Source organism: Aeromicrobium piscarium, from assembly GCF_007421815.1.
Lineage (GTDB): Bacteria > Actinomycetota > Actinomycetes > Propionibacteriales > Nocardioidaceae > Aeromicrobium > Aeromicrobium piscarium.
Genome location: NZ_VLNT01000007.1, coordinates 17,137 through 41,759 on the forward strand (window position 1 = coordinate 17,137; position 24,623 = coordinate 41,759).

The 24,623-nt window shown below is 68.7% G+C and carries 27 protein-coding genes and 1 tRNA gene; 22 read left to right on the top strand and 6 right to left on the bottom strand.

Annotated features, from left to right (window positions below):
- The first annotated feature begins 36 nt into the window (after nucleotides 1-36).
- The 7 genes from FNM00_RS09965 (at nucleotide 37) to FNM00_RS09995 (ending at nucleotide 7,883) form a co-directional block, all read left to right on the top strand.
- The gene (locus FNM00_RS09965; protein WP_185973084.1) at nucleotides 37-651 is read left to right on the top strand and encodes a TetR/AcrR family transcriptional regulator; all 615 of its coding nucleotides are present in this window, start codon (nucleotides 37-39) and stop codon (nucleotides 649-651) included.
- A gap of 123 nt (nucleotides 652-774) precedes the next feature.
- On the top strand, nucleotides 775-1,719 hold the full coding sequence (locus FNM00_RS09970) for an ABC transporter permease (RefSeq protein WP_221933672.1): 945 nt from the start codon (nucleotides 775-777) through the stop codon (nucleotides 1,717-1,719).
- Complete coding sequence (locus tag FNM00_RS09975) at nucleotides 1,700-2,593, top strand: ABC transporter permease (RefSeq protein ID WP_143913302.1); 894 nt, start codon at nucleotides 1,700-1,702, stop codon at nucleotides 2,591-2,593. The genes FNM00_RS09970 and FNM00_RS09975 overlap by 20 nt, the downstream gene beginning before the upstream one ends.
- Nucleotides 2,590-3,582, top strand: coding sequence for an ABC transporter ATP-binding protein (locus FNM00_RS09980; protein ID WP_143913303.1), 993 nt, complete (start codon nucleotides 2,590-2,592; stop codon nucleotides 3,580-3,582). The genes FNM00_RS09975 and FNM00_RS09980 overlap by 4 nt, the downstream gene beginning before the upstream one ends.
- Nucleotides 3,579-4,607 carry an ABC transporter ATP-binding protein gene (locus FNM00_RS09985; RefSeq protein WP_143913304.1) on the top strand — a complete coding sequence of 343 codons (1,029 nt, stop codon included), beginning with the start codon at nucleotides 3,579-3,581 and terminating at the stop codon, nucleotides 4,605-4,607. The genes FNM00_RS09980 and FNM00_RS09985 overlap by 4 nt, the downstream gene beginning before the upstream one ends.
- The gene (locus FNM00_RS09990; RefSeq protein ID WP_143913305.1) at nucleotides 4,604-6,328 is read left to right on the top strand and encodes an alkyl sulfatase dimerization domain-containing protein; all 1,725 of its coding nucleotides are present in this window, start codon (nucleotides 4,604-4,606) and stop codon (nucleotides 6,326-6,328) included. The genes FNM00_RS09985 and FNM00_RS09990 overlap by 4 nt, the downstream gene beginning before the upstream one ends.
- Nucleotides 6,321-7,883 carry an ABC transporter substrate-binding protein gene (locus tag FNM00_RS09995; protein WP_185973085.1) on the top strand — a complete coding sequence of 521 codons (1,563 nt, stop codon included), beginning with the start codon at nucleotides 6,321-6,323 and terminating at the stop codon, nucleotides 7,881-7,883. The genes FNM00_RS09990 and FNM00_RS09995 overlap by 8 nt, the downstream gene beginning before the upstream one ends.
- A gap of 6 nt (nucleotides 7,884-7,889) precedes the next feature.
- On the opposite strand, the gene FNM00_RS10000 is transcribed toward FNM00_RS09995, so the two are convergent.
- Together FNM00_RS10000 and FNM00_RS10005 are read right to left on the bottom strand one after the other, a co-directional pair.
- Complete coding sequence (locus tag FNM00_RS10000) at nucleotides 7,890-8,744, bottom strand: NAD-dependent epimerase/dehydratase family protein (protein WP_143913307.1); 855 nt, start codon at nucleotides 8,742-8,744, stop codon at nucleotides 7,890-7,892.
- A 29-nt stretch (nucleotides 8,745-8,773) separates the two neighbouring features.
- Complete coding sequence (locus tag FNM00_RS10005; RefSeq protein WP_143913308.1) at nucleotides 8,774-9,304, bottom strand: TetR/AcrR family transcriptional regulator; 531 nt, start codon at nucleotides 9,302-9,304, stop codon at nucleotides 8,774-8,776.
- A 59-nt stretch (nucleotides 9,305-9,363) separates the two neighbouring features.
- On the opposite strand from FNM00_RS10005, the gene FNM00_RS10010 reads away from it, so the two are divergent.
- Nucleotides 9,364-9,813 carry a PaaI family thioesterase gene (locus FNM00_RS10010; RefSeq protein ID WP_143913309.1) on the top strand — a complete coding sequence of 150 codons (450 nt, stop codon included), beginning with the start codon at nucleotides 9,364-9,366 and terminating at the stop codon, nucleotides 9,811-9,813.
- A gap of 4 nt (nucleotides 9,814-9,817) precedes the next feature.
- On the opposite strand, the gene FNM00_RS19005 is transcribed toward FNM00_RS10010, so the two are convergent.
- Entirely contained in the window at nucleotides 9,818-10,942 is a 1,125-nt protein-coding gene (locus tag FNM00_RS19005) for an N-acetylmuramoyl-L-alanine amidase (protein WP_221933673.1), read from the bottom strand.
- Nucleotides 10,943-11,079: 137 nt separating this feature from the next.
- Here FNM00_RS19005 and FNM00_RS10020 point away from each other — a divergent pair, with 137 nt between their 5' ends.
- From FNM00_RS10020 to FNM00_RS10030, 3 genes are all read left to right on the top strand, one after another.
- Nucleotides 11,080-11,673: a cupin domain-containing protein gene (locus FNM00_RS10020; protein ID WP_143913528.1), complete on the top strand. Its 594-nt coding sequence runs from the start codon at nucleotides 11,080-11,082 to the stop codon at nucleotides 11,671-11,673.
- A 26-nt stretch (nucleotides 11,674-11,699) separates the two neighbouring features.
- Complete coding sequence (locus FNM00_RS10025) at nucleotides 11,700-12,530, top strand: EamA family transporter (RefSeq protein ID WP_185973086.1); 831 nt, start codon at nucleotides 11,700-11,702, stop codon at nucleotides 12,528-12,530.
- Between the two features lie 137 nt (nucleotides 12,531-12,667).
- Entirely contained in the window at nucleotides 12,668-12,820 is a 153-nt protein-coding gene (locus tag FNM00_RS10030; RefSeq protein WP_143913310.1) for an NAD(P)(+) transhydrogenase (Re/Si-specific) subunit beta, read from the top strand.
- Nucleotides 12,821-12,826: 6 nt separating this feature from the next.
- Here the strand turns inward: FNM00_RS10030 and FNM00_RS10035 are convergent, their stop codons facing one another.
- Nucleotides 12,827-13,600, bottom strand: coding sequence for a DeoR/GlpR family DNA-binding transcription regulator (locus tag FNM00_RS10035; protein ID WP_143913311.1), 774 nt, complete (start codon nucleotides 13,598-13,600; stop codon nucleotides 12,827-12,829).
- Between the two features lie 143 nt (nucleotides 13,601-13,743).
- Between FNM00_RS10035 and FNM00_RS10040 the strand changes: the two genes are divergently transcribed.
- Genes FNM00_RS10040 through FNM00_RS10075 form a run of 8 tightly spaced genes read left to right on the top strand, consistent with a single transcriptional unit; the run spans nucleotide 13,744 to nucleotide 20,214 of the window.
- A complete protein-coding gene (locus FNM00_RS10040) occupies nucleotides 13,744-14,769 on the top strand; it encodes an alcohol dehydrogenase catalytic domain-containing protein (RefSeq protein ID WP_143913312.1) in 1,026 nt (341 codons plus the stop codon).
- On the top strand, nucleotides 14,766-15,230 hold the full coding sequence (locus tag FNM00_RS10045) for a PTS sugar transporter subunit IIA (RefSeq protein ID WP_143913313.1): 465 nt from the start codon (nucleotides 14,766-14,768) through the stop codon (nucleotides 15,228-15,230). Before FNM00_RS10040 ends, FNM00_RS10045 begins: the two co-directional genes overlap by 4 nt.
- Nucleotides 15,231-15,269: 39 nt before the next feature.
- A complete protein-coding gene (locus FNM00_RS10050) occupies nucleotides 15,270-15,560 on the top strand; it encodes a PTS sugar transporter subunit IIB (RefSeq protein WP_143913314.1) in 291 nt (96 codons plus the stop codon).
- Nucleotides 15,561-15,571: 11 nt separating this feature from the next.
- Nucleotides 15,572-16,945, top strand: a complete 1,374-nt coding sequence (locus FNM00_RS10055) for a PTS galactitol transporter subunit IIC (RefSeq protein WP_143913315.1) — start codon at nucleotides 15,572-15,574, stop codon at nucleotides 16,943-16,945.
- Nucleotides 16,926-17,126, top strand: a complete 201-nt coding sequence (locus FNM00_RS10060) for a hypothetical protein (protein WP_143913316.1) — start codon at nucleotides 16,926-16,928, stop codon at nucleotides 17,124-17,126. Before FNM00_RS10055 ends, FNM00_RS10060 begins: the two co-directional genes overlap by 20 nt.
- Complete coding sequence (rhaD, locus tag FNM00_RS10065; protein WP_143913317.1) at nucleotides 17,123-17,935, top strand: rhamnulose-1-phosphate aldolase; 813 nt, start codon at nucleotides 17,123-17,125, stop codon at nucleotides 17,933-17,935. Before FNM00_RS10060 ends, rhaD begins: the two co-directional genes overlap by 4 nt.
- Before the next feature lie 9 nt (nucleotides 17,936-17,944).
- Nucleotides 17,945-19,588: a dihydroxyacetone kinase subunit DhaK gene (locus FNM00_RS10070; protein WP_143913318.1), complete on the top strand. Its 1,644-nt coding sequence runs from the start codon at nucleotides 17,945-17,947 to the stop codon at nucleotides 19,586-19,588.
- 47 nt (nucleotides 19,589-19,635) lie between these two features.
- Nucleotides 19,636-20,214: a DUF4232 domain-containing protein gene (locus tag FNM00_RS10075; RefSeq protein ID WP_143913319.1), complete on the top strand. Its 579-nt coding sequence runs from the start codon at nucleotides 19,636-19,638 to the stop codon at nucleotides 20,212-20,214.
- Between the two features lie 234 nt (nucleotides 20,215-20,448).
- On the opposite strand, the gene FNM00_RS10080 is transcribed toward FNM00_RS10075, so the two are convergent.
- Together FNM00_RS10080 and FNM00_RS10085 are read right to left on the bottom strand one after the other, a co-directional pair.
- Nucleotides 20,449-20,524: transfer RNA gene (locus tag FNM00_RS10080), tRNA-Lys, on the bottom strand.
- 58 nt (nucleotides 20,525-20,582) lie between these two features.
- Nucleotides 20,583-21,449, bottom strand: coding sequence for an alpha/beta fold hydrolase (locus FNM00_RS10085; protein WP_246065145.1), 867 nt, complete (start codon nucleotides 21,447-21,449; stop codon nucleotides 20,583-20,585).
- Nucleotides 21,450-21,486: 37 nt separating this feature from the next.
- Here FNM00_RS10085 and FNM00_RS10090 point away from each other — a divergent pair, with 37 nt between their 5' ends.
- The 3 genes from FNM00_RS10090 to FNM00_RS10100 are packed head-to-tail and all read left to right on the top strand — an operon-like array spanning nucleotide 21,487 to nucleotide 24,500.
- Nucleotides 21,487-23,214, top strand: coding sequence for a glycerol-3-phosphate dehydrogenase/oxidase (locus tag FNM00_RS10090; protein WP_143913321.1), 1,728 nt, complete (start codon nucleotides 21,487-21,489; stop codon nucleotides 23,212-23,214).
- Nucleotides 23,215-23,232: 18 nt separating this feature from the next.
- A complete protein-coding gene (locus FNM00_RS10095; protein ID WP_143913322.1) occupies nucleotides 23,233-23,934 on the top strand; it encodes a YwaF family protein in 702 nt (233 codons plus the stop codon).
- A 29-nt stretch (nucleotides 23,935-23,963) separates the two neighbouring features.
- Entirely contained in the window at nucleotides 23,964-24,500 is a 537-nt protein-coding gene (locus FNM00_RS10100) for a nucleosidase (RefSeq protein WP_143913323.1), read from the top strand.
- Nucleotides 24,501-24,623 lie beyond the last annotated feature (123 nt).

Here is a 24,623-nt window from a genome sequence, read left to right on the forward strand (position 1 = left end):
GGCGGAGCACCGCGAGAGCGATGGTACTTTCACCGCATGTCACGAGAGGAACGCGGCGCGTCCGCCGCCGGCGCCAACGAGACGGCCCTCAAACTCGAGCGTGCGGCACTGCGCCTGCTCAAGAAGGACGGTGTGCTCGCGGGGCTCAACCTGCGCGAGGTCGCGGACCTCGCCGGGATCAACCGCGGTCTGGTGTACCACTACTTCGGCTCTCGTGGCGAGCTGCTGCGCTCGGCCCTGCGTCGTGGCAGCGACCGGCGGCACGATGCCTACTGGGCCTCCGACGAGAGCGTGGGCTTCGTCGAGCGGATCGGCCGGATGTTCGCGCAGTCGATCAAGAACGCAGAACAGGGACGGCTGGCCGCGATCCTGCTGATCGACGGGCAGACCAAGATCCGCATGATGCCGCGCCGGGAGCAGACCCAGCGTGATCTGAAGGTGGACCAGGAAGCGGGACGGATCTCCTCGGAGATCGACCTCGTCGCCCTGCATGCCTTCATCCAGTCGCTCTCCATGGGCTACGTGGTGGCGCGCAAGCAGCTCGCCGCGGAGTTCGGGATCGGCGTGCGCGATCTGGACGGCCGGATGGCCGACCTGTTGCAGCAGCTGCTCGCCGAGGACCGGAAAGACAGAGCAGAACCGTCAGATTGACGAAACGATAATTCGTGTTGACGTTCTGCTAATTGATGGATAACGTGACGTGGGCCACTGTTTCCAGTGGTCACTTCATGCCGCTCGTTCGTCGAATTGGGACGTACACGAATGCTTCGACTGTTGGGCAGACGCCTACTTCATCTCATCCCGGTCACCATCGGGGTCAGCTTCCTGACCTTCATGCTGCTGAACCTGCTGCCGGGCGACCCCGCGCTGACGGTCCTCGGCGAGGGCGCGACACCCGAGGCCGTGGAGGCGATCACCGAGCAGATGGGCCTCAACGACCCGGTGCTCCTGCGCTACTGGCACTGGTTCGTCGGTGCGCTCGGCGGTGACCTCGGCACGTCGCTGAACTCCGGTGAGTCGGTCACCACGCTGCTGCTGCAACGGGTGCCCACCTCGCTGGAGATCATGCTCCTCGCCCAGATCATCGCGCTCGTGGTCGCCCTGCCCGTCGCGATCGTGTCGGTACGTCGACCCGGTTCGCTCTTCGACCGGTTCGCCGGCCTGACCGCCTTCGCCGGTGTCGCCACGCCGCCGTTCCTGGTGGGCATGCTCCTGGTTCTCGTGGTCGCCATCCCCTTCGGCCTGCCGGCGACCGGCTGGATCCCCTTCACCGAGAATCCGGTGATGAACCTGCGATCGGCCTTCCTGCCGGCGCTGACCCTCGCCGCCGCGCTCTACGCGGTCTACATGCGGGTGCTGCGGGCCGACCTGGTCACGCAGCTGACACAGGAGGAGTACGTGACCACCGCACGGGCCAAGGGGGTCGCGCAGGGCACGATCATCCGGCGTCACGTCCTGCGGAACTCGGTCTTCCCGCTCATCACCGTCATCGGCATCAACATGGGCGCGCTGCTCGGCGGCGCCGTGATCGTCGAGACGCTCTTCGCGGTGCCGGGTCTCGGCAAGCTGATGATCGACGCGATCTACCAGCGCGATGTCGTGGTCGTCCAGGGCGCCGTCGTCGTGATCGCGGTGGCCTTCGTTCTCATCAACTTCGCGGTGGACCTGCTCTACGCCGCACTGGACCCGAGGATCCGTCATGACCGAGCCTCTCACTGACCCCGTCGCGGCGGCACCCGTCGCGAAATCCCGTAGCCGTCGCCGGCGGCCGTCCTTCGAGATCGTCATCCCCGGCACGCTGCTGGCCCTCATCGCGGCCGCCTGCCTGCTGGCGCCGATCCTGCCCGGCCTGCCCGATCCGAACCTGGGCGTCCTCAACGGAGGCGAGGGCGAGTCCCGGATGGGACTGTTCTCGCCCGGTCACCTGCTCGGCACCGATGCTCTCGGCCGCGACCTGCTCTCGCGCTCCCTGCACGGCGGGCAGCTGTCGATCATCGTCGGCCTGGGATCGGTGGCCGTCGGGCTCCTGATCGGCGGAACCCTGGGCATCGTCGCGGGCTATGCCGGCGGTGCCGTGGACACGGTCGTCATGCGGGTGCTCGACGTCTTCCTCGCCTTCCCCTCGCTGGTGCTGGCCCTCGTGGTCGCCACCTACCTCGGCCCCAGCATCCCGAATCTCATCATCGCGATCGCCTTCTTCGCGATCCCGTCCTATGCCCGTATCGCGCGAGCGGGGGCGCTGAGCGTGCGCGAGCGGGACTTCGTGCTGAGCGCCCGGCTGACCGGCGCACGCGCCGGGCACATCCTCATCCGGCACGTCACCCCACGGGTCGTCGGCTCGCTGCTCACCTACGGCCTGCTCATCTGCGGTATCGCCATCATCACCGAGGCCTCGCTGAGCTTCCTGGGCCTCGGCATCTCCCCGCCGACCCCGAGCTGGGGCAGCATGATGGCCGACGGCAAGACCGATCTCAGCACCGCTCCGCAGATCGTCCTGGTCCCGGGCCTCCTGCTGTTCCTCACCGTCGTCTCGCTCAACCTCCTCGCCGACGGCATCCGTCATCGCCTCGACAGCGAAGGGAGCTCACGATGACCACTACTCCTCCTCTGCTCGAGGTCGAGAACCTCCGGGTCGTCTTCGACGGCGTGCTGGGCAGCGTCACGGCCGTCAACGACGTGTCCCTCTCGGTCGATCGCGGCCAGACGATCGCGGTGGTCGGCGAGTCCGGATCGGGCAAGTCCGTCACGGCGCGCACGATCATGGGCCTGTCGACACCCCCGGGCCGGATCGCCGAGGGGTCGATCCGCCTCGCCGGCCGCGAGCTCGTCGGGCTCACCGACCGGCAGTGGCGCGGCGTGCGCGGATCGCAGATCGCGATGGTCTTCCAGGACCCGATGCGATCGCTGAACCCGACGATGAAGGTCGGCACGCAGATCGAAGAGGCGATCCGCCTGCACACCGACCTGTCGAAGAAGCAAGCCCGCGCGCGGGCGGTCGAGCTGCTGGACGCCGTCCGGATCGCCGCTCCCCGCCGCCGCGTCGACGAGTACCCGCATCAGCTGTCCGGGGGCATGCGCCAGCGGGTCATGATCGCGTTGGCGCTGAGCTGCGGTCCCGAGCTGCTGATCGCCGACGAGCCGACGACCGCGCTCGACGTGACGACCCAGCAGCAGATCCTCGATCTCATGGGCGAGCTGCAGGCCGATATGGGGATGGCCGTCATGCTCATCACCCACGACATCGGGATCGCCGCGAGCTATACCGACACCGTCTTCGTGATGTACGCCGGCCAGGTGGTGGAGTCCGCGCCCACGCGGCGGCTCTTCACCGACCCGCGGATGCCGTACACCCGGGCGCTGCTCGACTCGATTCCCTCGCTGGACTCGCCGGCCCATGAACCACTGCCGGCGATCGAGGGATCGCCGCCCGACCTGGCCGAGCTGTCGGCCGGGTGCAGCTTCAGCGCGCGGTGTCCCCGCGCGACGCAGACCTGTCTGACCCAACGACCGGCGCTGATCGAGCACGAGGCCGGACGCGCGTGGGCGTGCTGGCATCCGGTCGAGTCCAAGGAGGCATCATGACGACCGTCCCCCGAGAGCGCGCGACCAGTCGCGAGGTCATCCTCGACGTCCGGGACCTCACGCAGCAGTTCACGGTGCCGGGCAAGGACGGCGGCACCGTGCACGCCGTGGACGGGGTCTCCTTTCGGATCCACGCCGGTGAGACCCTCGGCCTGGTGGGCGAGAGCGGCTGCGGCAAGTCGACGACGGCCCGCGCGATCCTGCAGGCCCCGGCACCGACCTCGGGGAGCGTCGTCTTCCAGGGGAACGATCTCACCGAGCGATCGGGCCGGTCCCTCCGCGAGGCGCGCTCGCAGATGCAGATGGTGTTCCAGGACCCCTTCTCCTCGCTCAACCCGGGCTGGAAGGTCCGCGACATCGTGGCGGAGCCGCTGGCGGTGCACCGCGTCGGCACCGCGAAGGAGCGGGCCGCGCGGGTGAACGAGCTGCTGGACCTGGTTGGCCTGGACCCGCAGCGCTTCGCCGACCGCACCCCGCGACAGATGTCGGGCGGGCAGGCGCAGCGCGTGGGCATCGCTCGCGCACTGGCCCTCGATCCGGCACTGGTGATCTGCGACGAGTCGGTGTCCAGCCTGGATGTCTCCATCCAGGCCCAGATCCTCAACCTCTTCGAACGGCTCGGACGTGAACTGGGGCTGACCTATCTGTTCATCGCCCACGACCTCGCCGTGGTCAAGCACGTGAGCGACCGGGTCGGCGTCATGTACCTGGGGCGCATCGTCGAGCTGGGCTCCTCGGAGAGCCTCTACGCCGCACCCGCTCATCCCTATACGGCGGCCCTACTCGACGCGGTCCCGCGCGTGGACATCGAGAACCGGTCCACCAGCGCACCGCTCAAGGGTGAGATCCCGTCCCCGCTCGACCCGCCCTCGGGGTGTAGCTTCCGCACCCGCTGCCCGCTGGCCACCGATCGCTGTGCGGCGGAGACCCCCGAGCTCCGCGATATCGGTGACGGTCGCCAGGTCGCCTGTCACTACCCGCTCACCGCCCCCGCGGCGGCCGGCACGGAGGGGATCGCCCGATGAACCCGACCGAACGCTATTGCGGAGCCATCGTCGAGACCGCGACCGCCGTCAACGGTGCCATCGCGGCGGCCGAACTGGTCAGCGGCGGCGGCCAACGCCGCGAGCCGCGGGTCCTTACCGTGGCCGACGGCATCCACACCTATGTCGCCGGATCGATCGTCAACCGCACCTTCATCGAGGGCGAGGACGGGGTGATCGTCTACGACACCGGCGACGACCTCGCCGACGGCGAGCAGGCCTATGCCGCGCTTCGCACGATCACGGACAAGCCCATCGCCGCGATCGTCTACAGCCACAACCACTACGCCCACGGCTCGCGGGCCTTCACGACCGGGGACGAGGGCGTGCCCGTCATCGGCCACCCTCATGTCAACCGCAACCTGGCGCGCGGTGCCGATGTGATCGACTTCCCTGAGGCGGCCCCGGTCCTCGGCCAGCGGTTCCGTCGGCAGTTCGCGGCCTACCTGCCCGAGGAAGGGCCGGATGCGCCGGTGGGCGCCACCTATCCGGCCTTCACGCCGCGGGGCACGCTTCCGGTCACCCGGCCGGTCGACCACGGGGAGGAGCTGACGATCGCCGGGGTGCGGATGCAGTTCTTCACCGAGCAGTGGTCGGACTCCGATGACACGCTCACGCTCTGGCTGCCGGATCGGAAGGTCGTGCTCAACAACTTCCTCTGGCCGACGATCCCGAACTTCTATGCCCTGCGGGGCACCGGTTTCCGCGATCCGCGGTCGTGGCGTGACGGCATCCTGTTGATGCGGGACCTGCAGCCCGAGCATCTGCTCGGCACGCACACGCGCCCGATCAGCGGCGCCGAGGAGATCCGGGCGACCCTGGAGGGGTACGCGGACGCCATCTCCTATACCTATGACCAGTCCCTGCGCGGCATCCTGCACGGCATGGGCCCCGATGAGCTCCGCGAGTTCGTGCAGCTGCCGGAGTATCTGGCGGCGCAGCGGCACAATAAAGACGGCTATGGCGAGACGCAGTACCAGCCGCCCTATGTCTATGAGAGGGTCTTCGGCTGGTTCGACGGACGTCCCGAGCACATCAACCCGCCCCCACGTCGGCTGCAGGGCGAACGCATCGTCGAGGGATTCGGTGGTCCGGCCGCCGTACGCGAGGCCGTGCTCACGGCGATGGACGCGCGGGAGATGTCCTGGGCCGCGACCCTGGCCGGATTCCTCGTCGACCACGACCCCGAGGACGCCGAGGCGCGCGCGCTGAAGGCCCGCACACTGCGGGCGCTCGGGCAGCGGGCCGGCGGCTCGATCGCGCGGCACTTCTATCTGAGCTACGCCCTCGAACTGGAGGACCGGGTGGAGATCCCGCCCGCCGTGCCGGCGACGGTCAGCTCGGTGCTGCGCGCACCCGCGAGCATGCACATCGACCACCTGCGGGTTCGGCTCGATCCCGGCAAGAGCGCCGACACCGTGCGCTTCGTCGTCATCGAGCTCACCGACGCGGACACACGCGCCGGCTTGTACGTACGTCGCTCGGTCTGCGAGTTCGTGGCCGATGTCGACCGCCATCCCGATCACCCCGATGCCACGGTGGCGATGCCTCGTCGGGTCTTCGCCGAGCTCATCGTGGGCGAGACCGACTGGGCCTCCGCGATCGCCGATGGACGAGCGGTCGTCGACGGCGACGGCGAAGAAGTGGTCGAGTTCTTCGGGTTCTTCGACCCGCAGCAGGAGGTGCAGTATGCAGGTGTCTAAGCGGACCAGGGTGGCGGCCGTCGCCGCGTTGGGCGCCCTCGTGGTGAGTGCGTGCAGCGCCTCGGTCGTCCCCGACAGCGAGGACGCCGCCCCGCAGCATGGGGGATCGCTCGTGGTGGGACTCGAAGGCAGCTGGGTCTCGCTCGACCCGATGCGCGCGACGACGTACGTCAGCTTCAGTGTGCTGCAGACGATCTACGACCCGCTCTTCGACCTGGACGAGAACGGCGACGTGGTGCCCAATCTCGCCACCGGGTACGAGATGAGCGATGACGGGCTGGTGTACACCGTGGATCTCGAACAGGGCATCTCCTTCCAGGACGGGACCCCGTTCGATGCCGATGCGGTCGTGACCAATTTCGACCGTGTCCGCGACCCGGCGAACGGTTGCTCCTGTCTCGGTGAGCTCGGTGTACTGGACGCGGTCGAGGCGGTCGACGAGTCCACCGTGCGGTTCACGCTCAACCGTCCGCAGGCCGGCTTCCCGGTCATGGTGCTCGGCGGTGCGGCCGGCCTGATGGGATCGCCGCGTGCGATCGAGGAGACGGGCGGCGACCTGGCCAAGGATCCGGTGGGCACCGGTCCCTTCGTGCTCGACCAGGAGGTGCCGGACAACTCGGTGCGGGTCAAGGCCTGGGACGATTACCGCGATCCCGAGCGCCCTTACCTGGACTCGGTGGAGTTCCGGGTGATCGCCGACAGCGACTCGCGGTACTCGAGCCTGACCTCGACCGCGATCGATGTCGCCGACAATGTCTCGGTCACCTGGCTCAACGACGCCGAGCTGAACCCGTCCCTGGAGATCCGCCCCCAGGGTGCCTCGGGGTCGAACTTCGTGATGTTCCAGATGGGCGAGGACAGCCCCTTCCAGGACCCGCGGGCCCGCCAAGCGGCCTGCATGGCGCTCGATCCCGAGCTCATCGACGAGGCCCTGTACGGCGGTATCCGGCTGACCGGCCAGGAGTCCCCCTTCCCGACCGAGAGCCGGTGGGATCTCGGCGAGGTGGACGGCTATTCGAGCTACGACCCGGAGCAGGCCAAGGAGATCGTCGACGAGCTGGGTGGCATCTCCTTCGAGCTGAACTTCACCAACTCACCGGACAACGTCCGGGTCGGACAGGCGCTGGCGGCGCAGTGGGAGGTCGTCGGGATCGACGCGAAGATCCGGCCGATGGATCAGCCGACGCTGGTCGAGAACGCCTTTGGGCACAACTTCGATGCGATGTTCTACCGCTGGCGCGGCGCGATGGATCCCGATGGCAATGTCACCCGCTGGTTCCACAGCTCGCTGGCGACCCCGGACACGCCGAGCTCTAACTACAACCTGGTCAGCGACGAGGAGCTCGACCAGCTGATGACCTCGGCGGCCGAGACGACCGACCAGGACGAGCGCATGGACCGCTACCGGGCGGTGGCCGAGCGGCTCGCGGTGTTGACCCCCTACTGCTACGTCTGGGGCGCCGACTGGAACCGGATCATGCTCACCAATGTGCACGGGATCCCCGACCGGCCCGACAACATCATGATGCTCCGGGACGCCTACGTGGTCGAGTGATCCGCGTCAGCCGGCGCGCGTGAAGGTCGGGTCCTCGACGAGGGGCGGGCGCACGGGGCTCCATCCGAGAGCCTCGCGGGTCCGCGCGGAGCCGGCGACCTGGTCGAGCAGCAGGGCGTCGGCGAAGTCGGCACCCAGCCGGTCGCGGGCTGCGTCCGCGGTCTCGTGGGCGACCGTCTCGCCGAGCGCGGTGCCGAGCTCGCTCACTGTGGGGGAGCCGTCGTCGGTGCCGAGGTAGATCGCCCCCGTCGTACCGGCTTCCAGCGCGAGCCGGTACAGCTCGGCGAGGTCGTCGACGTGGACGGTGGTCCAGTGCTGCTCGCCTCCCGGGACGAGCAGCGCACCGGCGTCGTCGTGGGGACCGTTCGCCAGCAGGGCGGGGATGCCCTGGCCGTGGCCGTAGACGATGCCGGGACGTATCACGATCCCGCGCGCGGCATCCTCGAGGAGCCGGTGTTCCAGGGGCACGCGCCAGCGGGTGAGGGCCGGCGGATCGTCCGCAGAGTCCTCGACGATGGCGGTGTTGTCGCCATAGGTCCAGATGCCTCCGGTGAGGACGAAGGGCTTGTCGGTGCCGGCGAAGGCCTCGACGGCGGCGTCGACGACCGATGTGTTGATCTGCGGGTCGGTGCCGTCACCGGCCGCGGCCGCGTGGACGCCGGCATCCACGCCTCGCAAGGTGGCAGCCAGCCAGGCGGTGTCGCGCAGATCGCCGATCACGCCGGTGGCGCCCTGTTCGTTGACCGCGGTCTCCGACTCCTGCGAGCGGACGATCGCGAGTACCTCGTGGCCGGCGTGACGCAGAGTGCGCAGCACCGCCGAGCCGATGAATCCCGTTCCTCCAGTGAGTAGCACACGCATACGGGGGTCAACGATCGTCCGGTGTGGCGCTATTCCGTCGCCATCAGGCGGCGCATCGCCGTCGCGACATCGCGCAGGGGAGCGGTGCTGTGTTCCAGCCGGGCCTGCATGATGGCTCCCTCGAAGGCGCTGACGAAGACGCTGGCGAGCAGCTCGGCATCCGTGACGCCGTCGAGGCGCAGGGCGGCTGCCAGATCCTCGCGCCAGGTGGCGAACACCTCCCGGGCAGCGGCGGTGCTGGCGGGGGAGCGCGGCCCGGCGAGGGCGGCGGCTGCGATCGGGCATCCGAGGGCGTAGTCGTGCTCGACGAGCGAGCGCTCCCACCAGTCGATCAGGGCCTCGACGTGACCGTGCTGGGCGACCCGGCGCACGTGCTCGCCGGCCGAATGGGTGGCGGCGGCGACCAGTTCGTCCTTGCCGGCGGGGAAATGCTGATAGATCGACTGGCGGGCGACACCGGACTCGCGCAGGACGTCCGCGATACCCGTGCCGTGGACCCCGTGGCGGCACAGCAGATCGATGGTGCTGGACAGCAGGCGTTGGCGAGCCGGCGGGGCCATGGATCCTCCTCTAGACCGATCGGTCTATATTGAGCTCAGCCTAGCTGGGAGGACCATCCATGACCACCACCGATCCGCGCGAGATGTCCGGACTGGAGCTGCTGCGCTATGCCACGGCGCTGCCGATGGACGAGCGCGCGCCGATCATCGGCGACCTGTTCAAGTTCTCGGTCGACGAGCTGGAGGAGGGGCGGGTGGTGTTCTCGCTGCCCTCCGATCCGGCCTTCGCGAATCCTCTGGGATCGCTGCACGGAGGCGCCTGCGCCACCCTGCTCGACTCGGTGATGGGTTGTGCGGTGCACACGACCTTGGAGGCGGGGGTCGGCTATGGGACCTTGGAGCTCAAGGTCAACTACATTCGCACGGTCCCGGTCGACGGTCAGACGCTGACGGGCACGGGAACCACCATTCACGTCGGCCGTCAGGTGGCGACGGCGGAAGGGCAGGTCGTGGACGCGAGCGGCCGGCTCGTGGCGCACGCGACCACGACCTGTTTGATCTACCGGTAGGCCGTCAGGAGAGCGCGCTGTCGATGTCGGCGCGCAGCCCGTCAGCGGCGTCGAGCCACTCCTGGCCGTACTGGCCCGGGCAGGCGGTGGCGAGCCAGTTGCGGTGACCGGAGACGCGGAACTCGGTCTGTCCGTTGAGGGTGAGGTTCTGCAGGGGCCGCAGGCCGTAGTCGTCGAGGCGCCAGCCGATCAGGCGGGTGGTGGCGTCGCGCAGCGCGTCCCACTCGGCGTCGCGGATATTCGAGGTCTCGAAGTTCCCCATCATCGCGACGCCGGTGGTGTTGTCGTTGACCTCGCGGACGCCGGCGTGGGCGCCGCGGACATGGCCGTCGAGGCTGCCGGCGCGGCCCTCGAAGACCTGGCCGTATTTGTCGACGAGGAAGTTGTAGCCGAGATCGCACCAGCCGTTCGTGACGATGTGCATCGTCTGATACGAGCGGACGATGCCGGCAGACTCCTCCTTGGAGTAGGAGTTGGCACCAGCCGTGTGGTGGAGGACGACGCCCTGCATCGAGCCGGTCGTGGCGTCGCAGGATTCGGCGGGCGCGGCGCCCCATGCGCTGCGCGGGATGATGTCGGGCTGACCGGCGGCGTAGGCGGAGAACCCGGCGTCATCGGGGGATTCGCCCGGGTCGACGGTCACGACCCGCAGTCCCTCGGGTGCGGAGTCCGCCGAGTCGACGCGGACGGCGACGGCGTCGGCCTCGTCGCTGGACCAGATCGGCTCGGTCGAGCGAGGGGCATCCGCTCCCTCGGCTCCCTCGGTGCGCTCCAGTGCCTGCCACTCGCCCCATCCGGCGGCGGTCCGGACGCGCAGCTCGAGTGCCGGCGCGGGATCGGCATCGCCCTCCCAGGTCACCGCCGCCATGTGGAAGCCGGCCAGGTCGGTCTGCTCGATCTCGGTGGGCCCGCCTGCATAGGCCGTCATGCCGGAGTCCAGGTCGGTCTGCTCGACCTTCACCCGGTCGCCGAGGCGGGGATCGTCGAGAGCCTCGGCCGCGGGCGGCTCGTCGGGCACCGTGGGCTCGGCCGCCGCCGGGCCGCCGGCGACGAAGTGCGCGGTGAGAGCCACGGCGGAGACGGCGATGGCGAAGCTCGTGAGCGAGCGGCGAGGTCGGGCATATCGCATCTCTTCACTCCACAACGTTCGTCTGCTCCTGTCCACGCGACCGGCGCGACTTCGGCGAGACACGCCTGCGATCGCGGACAGAATTCGCACCGCTACCAAAATGGGAGCATGGTGCCTGAAGAGTGCACTATGATGCACTGGTGACGAAGGCAGAGGATCTGGCGCAGGCGATCGGCGAACGGGTGCGTCGGGAACGCAGGGAGCGGCAGTGGACGCTCGACCGGCTGGCCGCTGCCGCCGGCATCAGCCGGCGGATGGTCGTCAATATCGAGCAAGGAGCCACGAACCCGAGTGTCGGCACGTTGTTGCGGTTGAGTGATGCGCTCGGCATCGGCTTGCCGGCTCTCGTCGAGCCTCCCGCGACGACCCCGGTGAAGCTGATCCGTCAGGGAGAGGGAGCGGTGCTGTGGTCCGGCGAGGCGGGCGGTCGTGGAGTGCTGGTGGCCGGCACGGAATCGCCGGACGTGGTCGAGCTGTGGGACTGGACCCTGTGTCCGGGCGAGCGCCACGCCAGTGAGGCCCATGCGGCCGGGACGCGGGAGCTGTTGCAGGTGATCGAAGGGCGTATCACCGTCGAGGTCGATGGGGAGGTGTACGCGCTGTCCATCGGCGATGCGCTCACTTTCACCGGGGACGTTCCGCACGCTTATGCGAACACTGGTGATGCTCTCGCACGGTTCGGGCTGGCGGTCTTCGAGCCGAGAGTCGGGCTCGCGGCGGTTGAGTCGTGATGCGCGCGCCGGTCCCACCGTGGGTGATGGCAGTCACCGCAATGATGTCGATCCAGCTGAGTTCGGCGCTTTCGGTCGGGCTGATCGAAGAGGCTGGCGCGGGAGGTACGGCGTGGCTGCGGTTGAGCACGGGCGCGCTCCTCCTGGTGTTGGTCGCGCGTCCGCCGCTGCGGTCGATTCGAGCGGAGGATGTCGTCCCGCTGCTCGGACTCGGCGCGACCACAGGGTTGATGACGGTGGCGTTCTTGTCGGCGATCGATCGCATCCCTCTGGGCACGGCGGTGGCGATCGAGTTCCTCGGTCCGTTGACGGTGGCGGCCGTGCGGAGCGGGAGTCTGCGGATGCTCGTATGGCCGGTGCTCGCGCTGGCGGGCGTGGTTCTGCTCACCGAGCCGTGGCAGGGGGGCGCCGATGTCGTCGGCATCGGATTCGCGGTATCGGCGGGTGCTGGCTGGGGCGTCTACATCCTGTTGACGCAGAAGGTCGGTGACCGGTTCTCGGGGATCAGCGCTCTGTCGCTGACCGTGCCGGTGGCGGCCGTGGTAACCGCGGTGGTGGGTGTGCCACAGGCGGCCGGACACCTCGACGGGCGGGTTCTTTTGGTGGCGGCCGGTCTGGCGTTGCTCGCTCCGGTACTGCCGTTCGGACTCGAGATGCTGGCGCTTCGACGCATGACGCCGACCGCATTCGGCACGCTGATGGCGCTCGAGCCGGCGTTCGGCGTACTGCTCGGTCTGATCGTGTTGCACCAGTCGCCGTCAGTCGTGCAGGCGGCGGGCATCGCGCTGGTCGTCCTCGCGGGGGCTGGCGCACAGCGGCGAAGCACGCGGGTCATCGGCGCGGACGTCCCTGCCTGAGTCACTGGGTGAGGAAGTGTCGCCGATGAACCAGTACTGGCGTCGCCGTTGCGACTCCCTTCAGCGCAACCTATGCGAGACCACCGGCGCTATCGACTGCGTCCTCGGCAGGTGTGGATTCCGGTAGGGTGCCCTGCATGATCGGAGCGGGAATCGGGGTCGGCGTCGCCATCGGGGTGGCTCTCTGGCTCATCACGGACAGTGCAGTGTGGATCGGCGCCGGGATCGCCATCGGTGTCGCGATCGGAGCCGGATTCGATCAGCGTTCCTCGAAGGACGGCGAGGACTGAGGATCCTCAGAGGGGGACGACCGTGACGTTGACACCGTGGTCCTGGATGTCGCCGACGTGATCGGCGTCGACTCCCTCGTTCGTGATGACGACATCGACATCGCTCAACGGTGCGACGCGGGCGAACTCCTCGCGACCGAACTTGGATGAGTCGGCGAGCACGACCGCCGAGCGGGCGGCCTGCATGAGCTTGGACTTGACGGCCGCCTCGGCGACATTGTGCGTCGTGATGCCGTGGCGGACGTTGACACCGTCGACGCTCAGGAAGACGGCGTCGAGGGTGAGCTTGTCGATCAGCTCCTCCGTCCACGGCCCGACGGCGGAGCGTGAATTGGCCACCACCTGACCTCCCAGCAGGTGCACGCTGACGTGCGGGTGGCCGGCCAGCATGCCGGCGACGACCAGCGAGTAGGTCACCACCGTCAGGTGGCGATCGGGTCCGATCTGCTCGGCGAGTTTGATCGTGGACGTGCCCGCGTCGATGGCGATCGTGGAGTCCTCCTCGACCAGATCGAGGGCGGCGCGGGCGATGGCAGCCTTCTCGTCGGCGAAGAGATTCTGCCGTCCCGCATCGGTCACCGGCGCCGCGAAGGACGTCCGTTCGACGCGGACCGCTCCACCGTGGGTACGGCGCAGTAGGCCCCGGCGTTCCAGCTCGCTGAGGTCGCGGCGGATCGTCTCGGGGGTGACGTCGAAGGTGGTGGCGAGCTCGTGCACGGTCACGCGGTCGTGCTGCCGGACGGCAGCGGCGATCTCCCGGTGGCGCTCGGTGGCGTACATGGTCCACATCATGCCATATCGGAACCAAACACAGATCTCTATTGACTTGTTTCTGTCCGTACGTGTCTACTTGTGCCCGTTACATTGTCATGTGCGTCACACCGCGGTCCACGACCGCGGCGCACCGAGTGAGGGTGAGGCGAATGAAACAAGCGGTCTACCACGGCATCGAGGATGTCCGGATCACCGAGGTCGAGATCCCGACGCCGGGCCCCGGCGAGGTCGTGGTGCAGAACAAGGTCACGCTGACCTGTGGCACCGACGTCAAGATGTTCATGCGCGGCTACCGGTACGACCCGCCGCACCTCATCGGACACGAGGCCGCCGGCATCGTCCACGCCGTCGGAGAAGGAGTGACCCGGTTCGCGGTGGGCGACCGGGTCGTCGCGCACAACACCGCCCCGTGCCACCAGTGCTACTACTGCAAGAAGGGCAACCACTCCATGTGCGTGGACCTGCCCTCCAACCTCGGCGCCTATGCCGAGTACCAGCTCATCCCCGCCAACATCGTCCGCGAGACGATGTTCCGGTTGCCCGATGACATGCCCTACGAGCAGGCCGCGCTCACCGAGCCGCTCGCCTGTGCGGTCTACGGCACCGCGATGGTCCCGATCGAGCTCGGCGACACCGTCGTGGTCAACGGCTGTGGCCCCATCGGCCTGATGTTCGTCCGCCTCGCGCATCTGCGCGGAGCTCGCGTCATCGCCACCGATGTCAACGAGAAGCGCCTGCAGCTTGCCACCAAGCTCGGCGCACAGCACGTCGTCGCGATCACCGCGGACATCGACCAGGTGGCTGCCGTGCGCGCCTTCACCGAGGACGAGCGGGGCGTCGACATCGCCATCGAGGCGGCCGGCCTCCCGCAGGTCTGGGAGCTGGCCTTCGACATGGTGTGCCCCGGCGGCACCGTGCTGTTCTTCGGTGGCACCAAGAAGGACACGTCGGTGACGCTGGACTGCACGCGTTTCCACTACGACCAGATCACCGCCAAGGGCGTCTTCCACACCACGCCGATCCACGTGCGCGCGGCCTTCGAGCTGCTCAGCATGGGCGCCATCCGGCACGAGGACTTCGTCCAGAACTCCTACGAGCTCGACGATCTCGAGTCGGCGCTGCGCGAGCACGCACGCGGCGATGTCATCAAGAACGTCATCCGGTACGGCTCATGAACGCGACCCGGCTGCTGCACCCGGACTTCGTCCGGACCGGTGTCGTCGCCTCCTCGGCCACCGACCTGCTGCGCTCGATGGCCGAGGAGCTGCGGCAGAGGGGGACCGTCAAGGACAGCTTCGCCGATGCCCTGCTGGCCCGCGAGGAGAAGTTCCCGACCGGCCTGCCGACCGCACCGATCGGCGTGGCCATCCCGCACACCGATGTCGAGCACGTCAACGAGTCCTTCGTCAGCGTCGCTCGGCTGGACCGGCCTATCGCCTTCCACCAGATGGGCGCCAATGAGCAGACCGTCGAGGTGTCCCTCGTCGTGATGCTCGCGCTGGCCGACAGCGCGGCGCAGCTTCCCATGCTCCAGTCGCTCATCGGCATGTTCTCCGATGCGGCGACCATGAACGCCCTCGTCGAGGCGGAGGGGAGCCGCGAGCTCCACGACGTCTTCGCCGCCACCATCTCCTGATCCGACATCTCTCGATCCGAAAGTACGAGGTTCCAACCTATGAAGACCATCATCGTGGCCTGCGGGGGAGGTATCGCCACCTCGCAGACCGTCGCCGTCAAGCTCGGCAATCTGCTCGATGACCGCGGCCTGCGCGGCCAGGTCGCCGTCGAGGCGATCAACATCAACTCGATCCCGAGCTATCTCGACACCGCCGATGCGTATGTGTCGATCGCCCAGTCCGGCGAGACCACCTACGACCTGCCGACGTTCAGCGGCATCCCCTTCCTCACCGGGATGGGCGCCGACGAGGAGTTCGACAAGATCCTGACCGCCCTCGGGCTGGCCTGAGGAGCGCCGCGATGGATGTCATCCGTTCGGTCTTCCAATGGCTGATCGACCTGGGAGCCCCGGTCTTCCTGGCGATCATCCTCACGCTCATCGGCATCGTCTTCCGCATGAAGATCACGCGGGCGATCTCCGCGGGTCTGACGCTCGGGGTGGCGCTCGCCGGCATCACGCTCGTCGTCGACTACATGCTGCAGAACGTCGGCGAGGCGTCGAAGGCCTTCGTGGAGAACACCGGCGTGAGCCTGACCGCCCTCGACATGGGGTGGCCGCCGGCGCTCGGCATGGCCTGGGGATGGCAGTTCGCCTTCCTCATGTTCCCGATCCAGATCGTCGTCAACCTGGTGATGCTGGCCTTGCGCTGGACCAGCTGCCTCAACGTCGATATGTGGAATGTCGGCAACAAGGTGCTCACGGCCTTCCTCGTCACCTATGTCTCCGACATGGTCTGGCTGGGCTTCACCGTGGCCGCCCTGCAGGCGGTCGCCGAGCTCAAGAACGCCGACGTGACGCGCTACCGGCTGCAGAAGCTCACCGGCATCCCGGGTGTCTCGATGCCGCACCCGATGTTCCTCACCGGCATCTGGCTCTACCCCTTCATCAAGGTGATGGACCGGCTGCTGCCCAGCACCTGGAATATCGACGCGCAGAAGCTCCGCGACAAGATCGGCGTCTTCGGTGAGAACCACGTCATGGGCTTCCTCATCGGCTGCGGTATCGGCGCGCTCGGCGGTTACGGGCCGAGTGCTGTGCTGACGCTGGGCATTCAGGCCGCGGCGGCGCTGACCCTGTTCCCGATGGTGGCCAAGCTGTTCACCACGGCACTCACGCCGGTGAGCGAGGCGGCGACCAATTTCACCAAACGGCGATTCAACGACCGCGAGTTCACCATCGGGCTGGACTGGCCGATCATGGCCGGCCGCTCCGAGCACTGGCTGCTGATGATCCTCACGATCCCGGTGCTGCTGCTCTATGCGCTCATCCTGCCCGGGAACATGGTGCTGCCCTTCGGCGGTCTGATGAACATCTGCCTGGTGGTGCCGCTGTTCTTCTTCACGATGGGCAATTTCGTGAAGATGGCGATCGGCACGATCATCGGCATCCCGATGCAGCTGTACGTGGCGACCTTCTTCGCGCCGTACTTCACCTCACTGGCCGAGCGGACCGGAGGCGTGGAGCCGCCCGCGGGCCAGCAGCTGGCGTGGTTCGGCATGGACATCTCCGAGCTGCGCTACATCGTCGTCGACGCCGCCTCGGGCAGCCTGATCGGCATCGCGCTGGCCGTGGTGACCGCCGTGCTCGCCTTCTTCTACTTCCGCGGTATCAAGCGCGACGACCTGGTCTTCAAGGCAGAACTGGAGGGAACGAATGTCGCCCCGAACACGTGAGCTGAGCCTGCGAGTGGCCTTCGGCGCCGGTGTGCTGCTGAGCGTGGTGTTCCTGGTGGTCAGCGTGATCACCTGGAGCCTCCCGCTCGGCGCGTGCGCCCTGGTGCTGGCCGTCCTGCTGACCAAGAACCTGGACGTCATCGGCGTCGACGTGGACCGTAGAAAGGGCACTTCCGCATGATGAACCCTCAGCTCGATCGATTCTTTGAGGCCGTCGTGGACCTGTGCGGCGATCTCTACCGACTCGGCTGGGCGGAGAATCACGCCGGCAACCTCAGCTACCGGCTGAGCGAGGACGAGCGACGACTCTTCGGAGAGGGCGACCAGCGCCGGACCGTGACGCTGGACGAGCCGCTGCCGGCCTTGGCGGGTGAGAGCTTCCTCGTCACCTCGGCCGGCAGCCCCTTCCGGCTGCTGGTCAAGGAGCCGCGCCGGCACACCGGAGTCATCGACATGGCCTCGGACGGTGGCTCCTATGACATCGTCTGGGGACTGATCGGCGACCGGAGGCCGACCAGCGAGCTGCCCGCCCACCTGCGGGGTCACGCGGAACGTGGCGTGGTCGACCCGGAGAACCGGGTGGTGCTGCATTGCCACCCGACACATCTGGTCGCGATGACCCACGTGCACCCGCTCGACGAGGTCGCCTTCACGCGGGCACTCTGGGCGACCAACTCCGAGTCGATCCTGGCGATCCCCGAGGGGATCGGCCTGCTCCCGTGGATGGTGTGCGGCACGGACACGATCGGCATCGAGTCGGCGCGGAAGTTCCGTGAGGTGAGCGTCGTGGTCTGGCCCTATCACGGGGTGCTCGTCGGGGGGCGGTCCTTGCAGGCGGCGATGGGCATGGTCGAGAGTGTCGACAAGGCCGCCGAGACCTGGCTGCTCTCCCGAGGCCCCGAGCAGCACGCGATCGAGGAGGATCAGCTGCGCGAACTCGCCGAGGAGTTCGACATCCACCCACCCGCCCGCTTCCTCTCCCGTTCCTAAGGAGCCGACATGTCCACTCCGTTCTCCCCCGATCAGTCCCCGCACGTGGAGGCACTGCGCGGTCTCGCCCTGACCAGCGATGTCGTCGGCTACTCCGCCGATCCGGTGTTCGCCTGGAATCGCGACCGTGATCCGGCTCGCCGCGTCGTGCTCGCCAGCGGCGGCGGCGCCGGACACGAGCCGATGCATGCGGGATTCCTCGGGCGGGGCGGTCTGGATGTGGCCGTGCCCGGGGAGGTGTTCACCTCGCCGCACAACGGGCAGATCGTCGCCGGGGTGCAGCAGGTCGCCCGATCCGGTGACGAGGTCCTGTTGATCGTCAAGAACTACACGGGCGATGTCATCAACTTCGCCATCGCGGCGGAGCGACTGACCGCCGACGGCTGCCGGGTCGCCACGGTGCTCGTGGAGGACGATCTCGGCAGCGAGGGCGCCGCCGTCGGCCGTCGCGGCACCGGCGCGACGGTGGTGATCGAGAAGATCCTCGGTGCCGCCGCGGACGCCGGGGATGGACTAGAGGAGCTGCAGCGGCTGGGGGAGGCGGTGGCGGAACGGTCCCGGTCGCTGGCGGTGGCGCGTGCCTCCCACACGCGTCCGGGCGGGGGCGCGGGCTTCGAGGTGGGCGACGGTCTGCTCGAGTACGGCGTCGGCATTCACGGCGAGACCGCTGCCGAGACGATCGAGGATCCGGGGCTCGAGGCGCTGGTCGAGCGGATGGTGAACGAGCTGCTGGACGCCCTCGGGGAGGCCGAGCACGGCCATCTGGTGATGGTCAACGGACTCGGCGGCGTCAGCAATCTCGAGCTGGCGCACATCAGCGCTCGCGTCGCCGAGGTCATGGCCGACCGCGATGCTCCGGTGGCGAGCCTGGTGAGCGGCACGTTCATCTCGGCTCTGGACATGCGCGGCTTCTCGATCACGGTCACCGCGGTGGACGATCCCGGGTGGATCGATCACTGGCTGGCCCCGCATGCGACGGCGCTGCCGCGGCCGGTCGCGGCCGGTGTCGTCGAGCCGCATCAGGGTGCGACGGACGAGTCGGCCGGATCCCGCGAGTCCAGCGCGTGGCTGGACGATCTCGCCGAGCAGTTCGCGGCTTTGCGCGATCCGCTCAATGCACTCGATCAGCGCACGGGCGACGGGGACCTGGGAACCAATATCGCCCAGGGCCTTTCTCGCGCCGCGCGTCGCGGTGGCGGCGATCTGGGCAGCGAGCTGGCGTCGATGGCGGGCGCCTTCCTCGACGAGGTGGGCGGCTCGAGCGGACCACTGTTCGGCCTCGTGCTGTCCGAGATCGCCCGGACGGCGGGCGATGGTGCCGGTCCTCGGGATCTCGGCCGCGGGCTGCGATCCGGCGTCGAGGCGGTCCGCCGCGTGGGCGGAGCGGAGCCGGGCGATCGGACCATGGTCGACGCCCTCGCGCCGGCCGCCGAGCGCGAGGCGCTTGACGCCGAGGCCGTCGCGGCGGCCGTGGAGGGTGCCGAGAGCACCCGGACGATGACGGCCCGTCGCGGCCGCGCCAGCTATCTCGGCGAACGTGTCCTCGGGACCCCCGATCCCGGTGCCGTCGCCGCAGCCCTGCTGCTGCGGAGCATCGCGGAACGGTCGGGAGCCGATCTCGGTGATCTCGACACGGCCGCCCTGCTCGACTGAGCGGGCTTGGCTCGCGGACCCCAGGCCCCGGTGGTAGTCCGGTAGACATGCGTGTCTATGCGACCTGCGCCGTGCTGCTCGTCCTCCTCGTGAGCGGATGCGGCGGCGACGGTGATGCCCCCGATCCGTCGGCGTCCTCCTCGGCACCCAGCCCGACGGCATCCTCGGCTCCGGAGGCCGACGAACCGTCGGCAGGTGACGAGGACCAGGTGGCGACCTGCGCTACCGGGGACCTCTCCGTCGTCGTGACGCCCGAGTCCGGTGGGGGAGCCGAGGGGACCCAGTACAGCGATGTCACGCTCACCAACACCGGCGGCGAACCGTGCGCGATGACCGGCTGGCCGGGGGTCTCCTATGTCACCGGGGACGATGGCGAGCAGGTCGGTGCCCCGGCCGACCGCGAAGGCGATCCGGCGGTCATCACGCTGCAGCCTGAGGGGACCGCCACGGCCCGCCTCGCCGAGACGAATGCCGGCGACTACGGCGACGTGTGCCGCACCACCGAGGTGCGCGGGCTGCGCGTCTACCCGCCGAATCAGCAGGATGCGGTGTTCGTGGAACGGCCCGGGGAGGCGTGCGCGTTCACCGAGATCCACCAGCTGACGATCGATCCCGTCACGGGGTGATCGTCGCCGGTCGCCATCGACTGACGATGGTCGGGTGGTCGATGGTGCACCGCGATCCGGTCGCCCACCTTCGCGGTGGCGGGGCAACCATTGCGTTCGCCGGGTCGTTGAGGGTGCACCGGCAACGGGCATGGACGGATAGCGGTGTGCAGCGAACCTTCCATCGTGGCCCTCGACCGGCTCACTGGCCGAGAATTCAGAGAAGCCCCGACCGTGGTCGGGGCTTCTCCGGGGTGGTACACCCCCAGGGACTCGAACCCTGAACCCGCTGATTAAGAGTCAGCTGCTCTGCCAATTGAGCTAGGGGTGCAGTGCGCTGTGCGCGAGATAGAACATTACCGCATCGCGCCAACGCCATGCCAATCGGGTCAGCCGGTGTGAGCCTCCAGCCAGGCGAGGAGGTCGCGGGTCACCTCGTCGCGATTGGTCTCGTTCAGGATCTCGTGTCGCGCCTCGGGGTAGACGATGACGGTGACATCGGTGAGACCCGCTTCCCGGTAGCGCGAGGCCAGCAGTTCGATGAGCTCACCGCCACCAGCCAAGGGGTCGTCCGAGCCAGAGGCGAGGAGCAGCGGCAGGTCCGGCCGGATCCGTCCGAGCACCGCAGGGTCGGAGAGCTGCGCACCGCCGGCGAACAGCGCGGGGGTGGTCGAGGCGGGCAGATCGAAGCCGCACAGCGGGTCCGCCACGTACAGGTCGACCTCCGCGTCGTCGCGGCTCAGCCACTCATAGCCCGTGCGGTGCTCGAAGGCGGCGTTGAAGACGCTGAGGTCGGCGGCCGGGGCGTCGGCCATCCCGGCCGCGATCACGTCGATCGCGGTGGAACCGGACAGGATGACCCCGTCGTACAGGTCCGAGCGTTCGACGAGCACGTGCTGGCCGGCGAAGGACCCCATCGAATGCCCGAAGAGGAAGACCGGGAGCCCCGGATACTCCGCGCGGATACCTTCGCCGAGCTGGACCACGTCGCGCCACAGCCCCTCGAATCCCGCCTCGCCGAAGTCCCCGGGCACGTCCGCGATCGTGCGTCCGTGTCCGCGGTGATCGGAGCCGACCACATGGAAGCCGGCGGCAGTGAGCGCCTCGGCGAAGCGACCGTATCGGGCCACGTGCTCGGCGAGACCATGCGAGATCTGCACCACGCCGCGTGGCCGCTCGGCATCGGAGTTCCAGGTGGTGGTGGCGACCCGCAGGCTGTCCTGGTCGGAGAGGTAGCTGGAGGTCAACGGGCTCACACCGACAAAGTAGCCGATTCCTGGTTCACTGGAAGGCATGCGATCGGTTGCCTTGTCCCCTCAGCAGCGACGTGATGCGATCCAGGCGATGGCCGGCGAGCCGCTCGACGTCCTGGTTATCGGCGGAGGGGTCGTGGGCGGCGGCGCGGCACTCGATGCCGCCACCCGTGGACTCAGCGTCGGACTCGTCGAGGCGCGCGACTTCGCCTCCGGCACCTCGAGCCGTTCCAGCAAGCTCATCCACGGCGGCCTGCGCTACCTGGAGATGCTCGACTTCCGCCTCGTCGCTGAGGCACTCGCGGAGCGAGGACTGCTCATCGAGCGGCTTGCACCGCATCTGGTCAAGCCCGTGCCCTTCATCTACCCGCTCACGCATCACGTGTGGGAGCGGGTGTACGCGGGCACCGGCGTCCTCATGTACGACTCGATGGCCGCGCTGTCGGGCCGCTCGCGGGGCGTGCCGCACCACACCCACCTGACCCGGCGCGGCGCCCGCAAGCGGATGCCCGCGCTGCGCAAGGACGCGCTCGTCGGCGCCCTCCACTATTACGACGGCCAGGTCGACGATGCCCGGCACACCATGTTCCTCTCCCGCACGGCCGCGGCCTACGGGGCACATGTGGCCAGCCGGACCCGCGTGGTCGACCTCGTGCGCGAGGGCGACCGGGTCGTCGGGGCTCACATCAAGGACCTGGAGAGCGGCGAGACGCACGAGGTGCGCGCCAAGCAGGTCATCAACGCGACCGGTGTGTGGACCGACGAGACCCAGGGCATGGCGGGGGAGCGCGGCCAGTTCCACGTCCGAGCGAGCAAGGGCATCCACCTCGTGGTGCCCCGCGACCGCATCCGTGGCGAGTCGGGGCTGATCCTGCGCACAGAGAGCTCGGTGCTCTTCGTGATCCCGTGGGGACGGCACTGGATCATCGGCACCACCGATACCGACTGGGATCTCAGCAAGGACCATCCGGCGGCGAGCGCCAAGGACATCGACTACCTGCTCGAGCACGTCAACCGGGTGCTGGTCGAGCCGCTCACCCATGACGATGTCGAGGGCGTCTACGCGGGCCTGCGCCCGCTGCTGGCCGGCGAGTCCGATGCCACGAGCAAGCTCTCGCGTGAGCATGCGGTGTCGACCGCCACGAAGGGCCTCGTCGTCATCGCGGGCGGCAAGTACACGACCTATCGCGTCATGGCGAAGGATGCCGTCGATGCCGCGGTCGATGCGATGGCGGTGCAACTGGATCGCAAGGTGCCCGCCAGCTGCACCGAGGACGTGCCGCTGCTCGGGGCGGACGGCTATGAGGCGATGTGGAACCAGCGCACGGCACTCGCCGCTCGCCACGGTATCGGTGTCGGACGTATCGAGCATCTGTTGAACCGCTACGGGTCGCTGGCTCTTGAAGTCCTCGACCTGGTCGCCGAACGGTCCGATCTCGGCGAGGCGTTGACCGGAGGCGACGACTATCTACGGGCCGAGGTCGTCTACGGCGTCACCCATGAGGGCGCCCGGCACCTGGATGACATCATCGCGCGCCGCACCCGGCTGTCGATCGAGACCTTCGACCGCGGCACAGGGGTCGCCGAGGAGGTCGCCGAGCTCATGGGCGAGGAACTCGGCTGGAGCGCCGAGCAGCGTGAGCGCGAGGTCGACCACTATGTCAAGCGGGTCGAGGCCGAGCGCGAGAGTCAGACGATGCCCGATGACGAGACCGCCGATGCCGCGCGCAAGGGCGCACCCGACGTCGTCCCCGTCGTGGAGCGCTGACGCGCGGGCTCGACTCTGATGGGAGCCACCGCCCACCGCTTCGAGCCCTTCGGCATCGAGCACCAGTTCGCGCTCGCGCTGTTCCTGATCGGCGCGGTGGTCATCGTCCGGTGCGGTCGGCGATGGCGCGGACGACGCGCCGAGGAGCTCGTGGGCCGCGCGGCGGCGGTGACGATCCTCGTCCTGGGAGTCCCGCTCCAGGTATTGCAGTTCACCCCTGCCGAGTGGGACCTGCAGACCTCGCTGCCGCTCCACCTGTGCGACAGCGGCTGGGTGGTCGCGGTGGTGGCCCTCTGGACGCGGCGCCGGACCTGGGCCGCGATCACCTTCCTGTGGGGCGTCGTGCTCACCACGCAGGCCATGATCACGCCGGATCTGGCGGCACCCTTCCCCGAGCCTCGGTTCCTGATGTTCTGGCTCATGCACTGGCTCGTCGTGTGGGCCGGGCTCTTCCTCGTGCTCGGTCTCGGCATCCGGCCCCGCTGGCGTGACTATGCGATCACGGTGGTGGTGACGATCGCCTGGGCCGTCGTCACCGCGGGTGCCAATGCTGTGCTCGGCACCAATTACGGCTATCTCAATGCCAAGCCGGCAGGCGGCTCGCTGCTGGACCTCCTGGGGCCCTGGCCGTACTACGTGGTGGTCGAGGCCGTCATCATCGCCGGGGTCTGGGCGCTCATGGTCTGGCCCTTCGAGCGCTCCCGGCGAGCGAGGGCGTGACGGGGCGAGCGACCGGCTAACGTGTCGGGGTGACGACTCTCGTGGTGGCTGCTCTCGCGTCCGAGGCGGCCCATGTTCCCCCAGGAATCCCACTCGCCATCACCGGCATCGGCAAGGTCGAAGCGGCCTCGGCCACCGCACGTGCCATCGCTCACCATCGGCCGAGCCGCATCGTCAATATCGGCACGGCCGGGGCATTGCGGACAGGGTTGCACGGGATCTTCCTGCCGTCGCGCGCGATCAACCATGATCTCGACGCACCCTCGATCCGTGCCCTGGGTGCCGAGGCGGTCGATGAGATCGCGATCGAGGACGGTGATGGGACGGTGCTCGCCACGGGCGACCGCTTCGTCTCCGATGCGGCGGTGCGCGATGTGCTCGCCCAGCGGGCTTCCCTGGTGGACATGGAGGGCTTCGCGGTTGCGCGGGCGGCGGGGGCGATGGACGTGCCTGTCCGACTCGTCAAGGTGGTCAGCGATGCGGCCGACGAGAGCGCCCTGGAGTGGCCGCAAGTCGTCGAGCGCTGCGCCCGACAGCTCGGCGACTGGCTGCGCACCCATCTGTGAGGCGCGACGCCCACCTCTCAACGTGAGGGCACCGGGAGCTGAGTCCGCGGAGACGAGACGGGGGGCCGCCCGCCGGGACACAAGAGGGGCGGGGGGGGTGCGCCGCGCGGGGGGGGTGGAGCA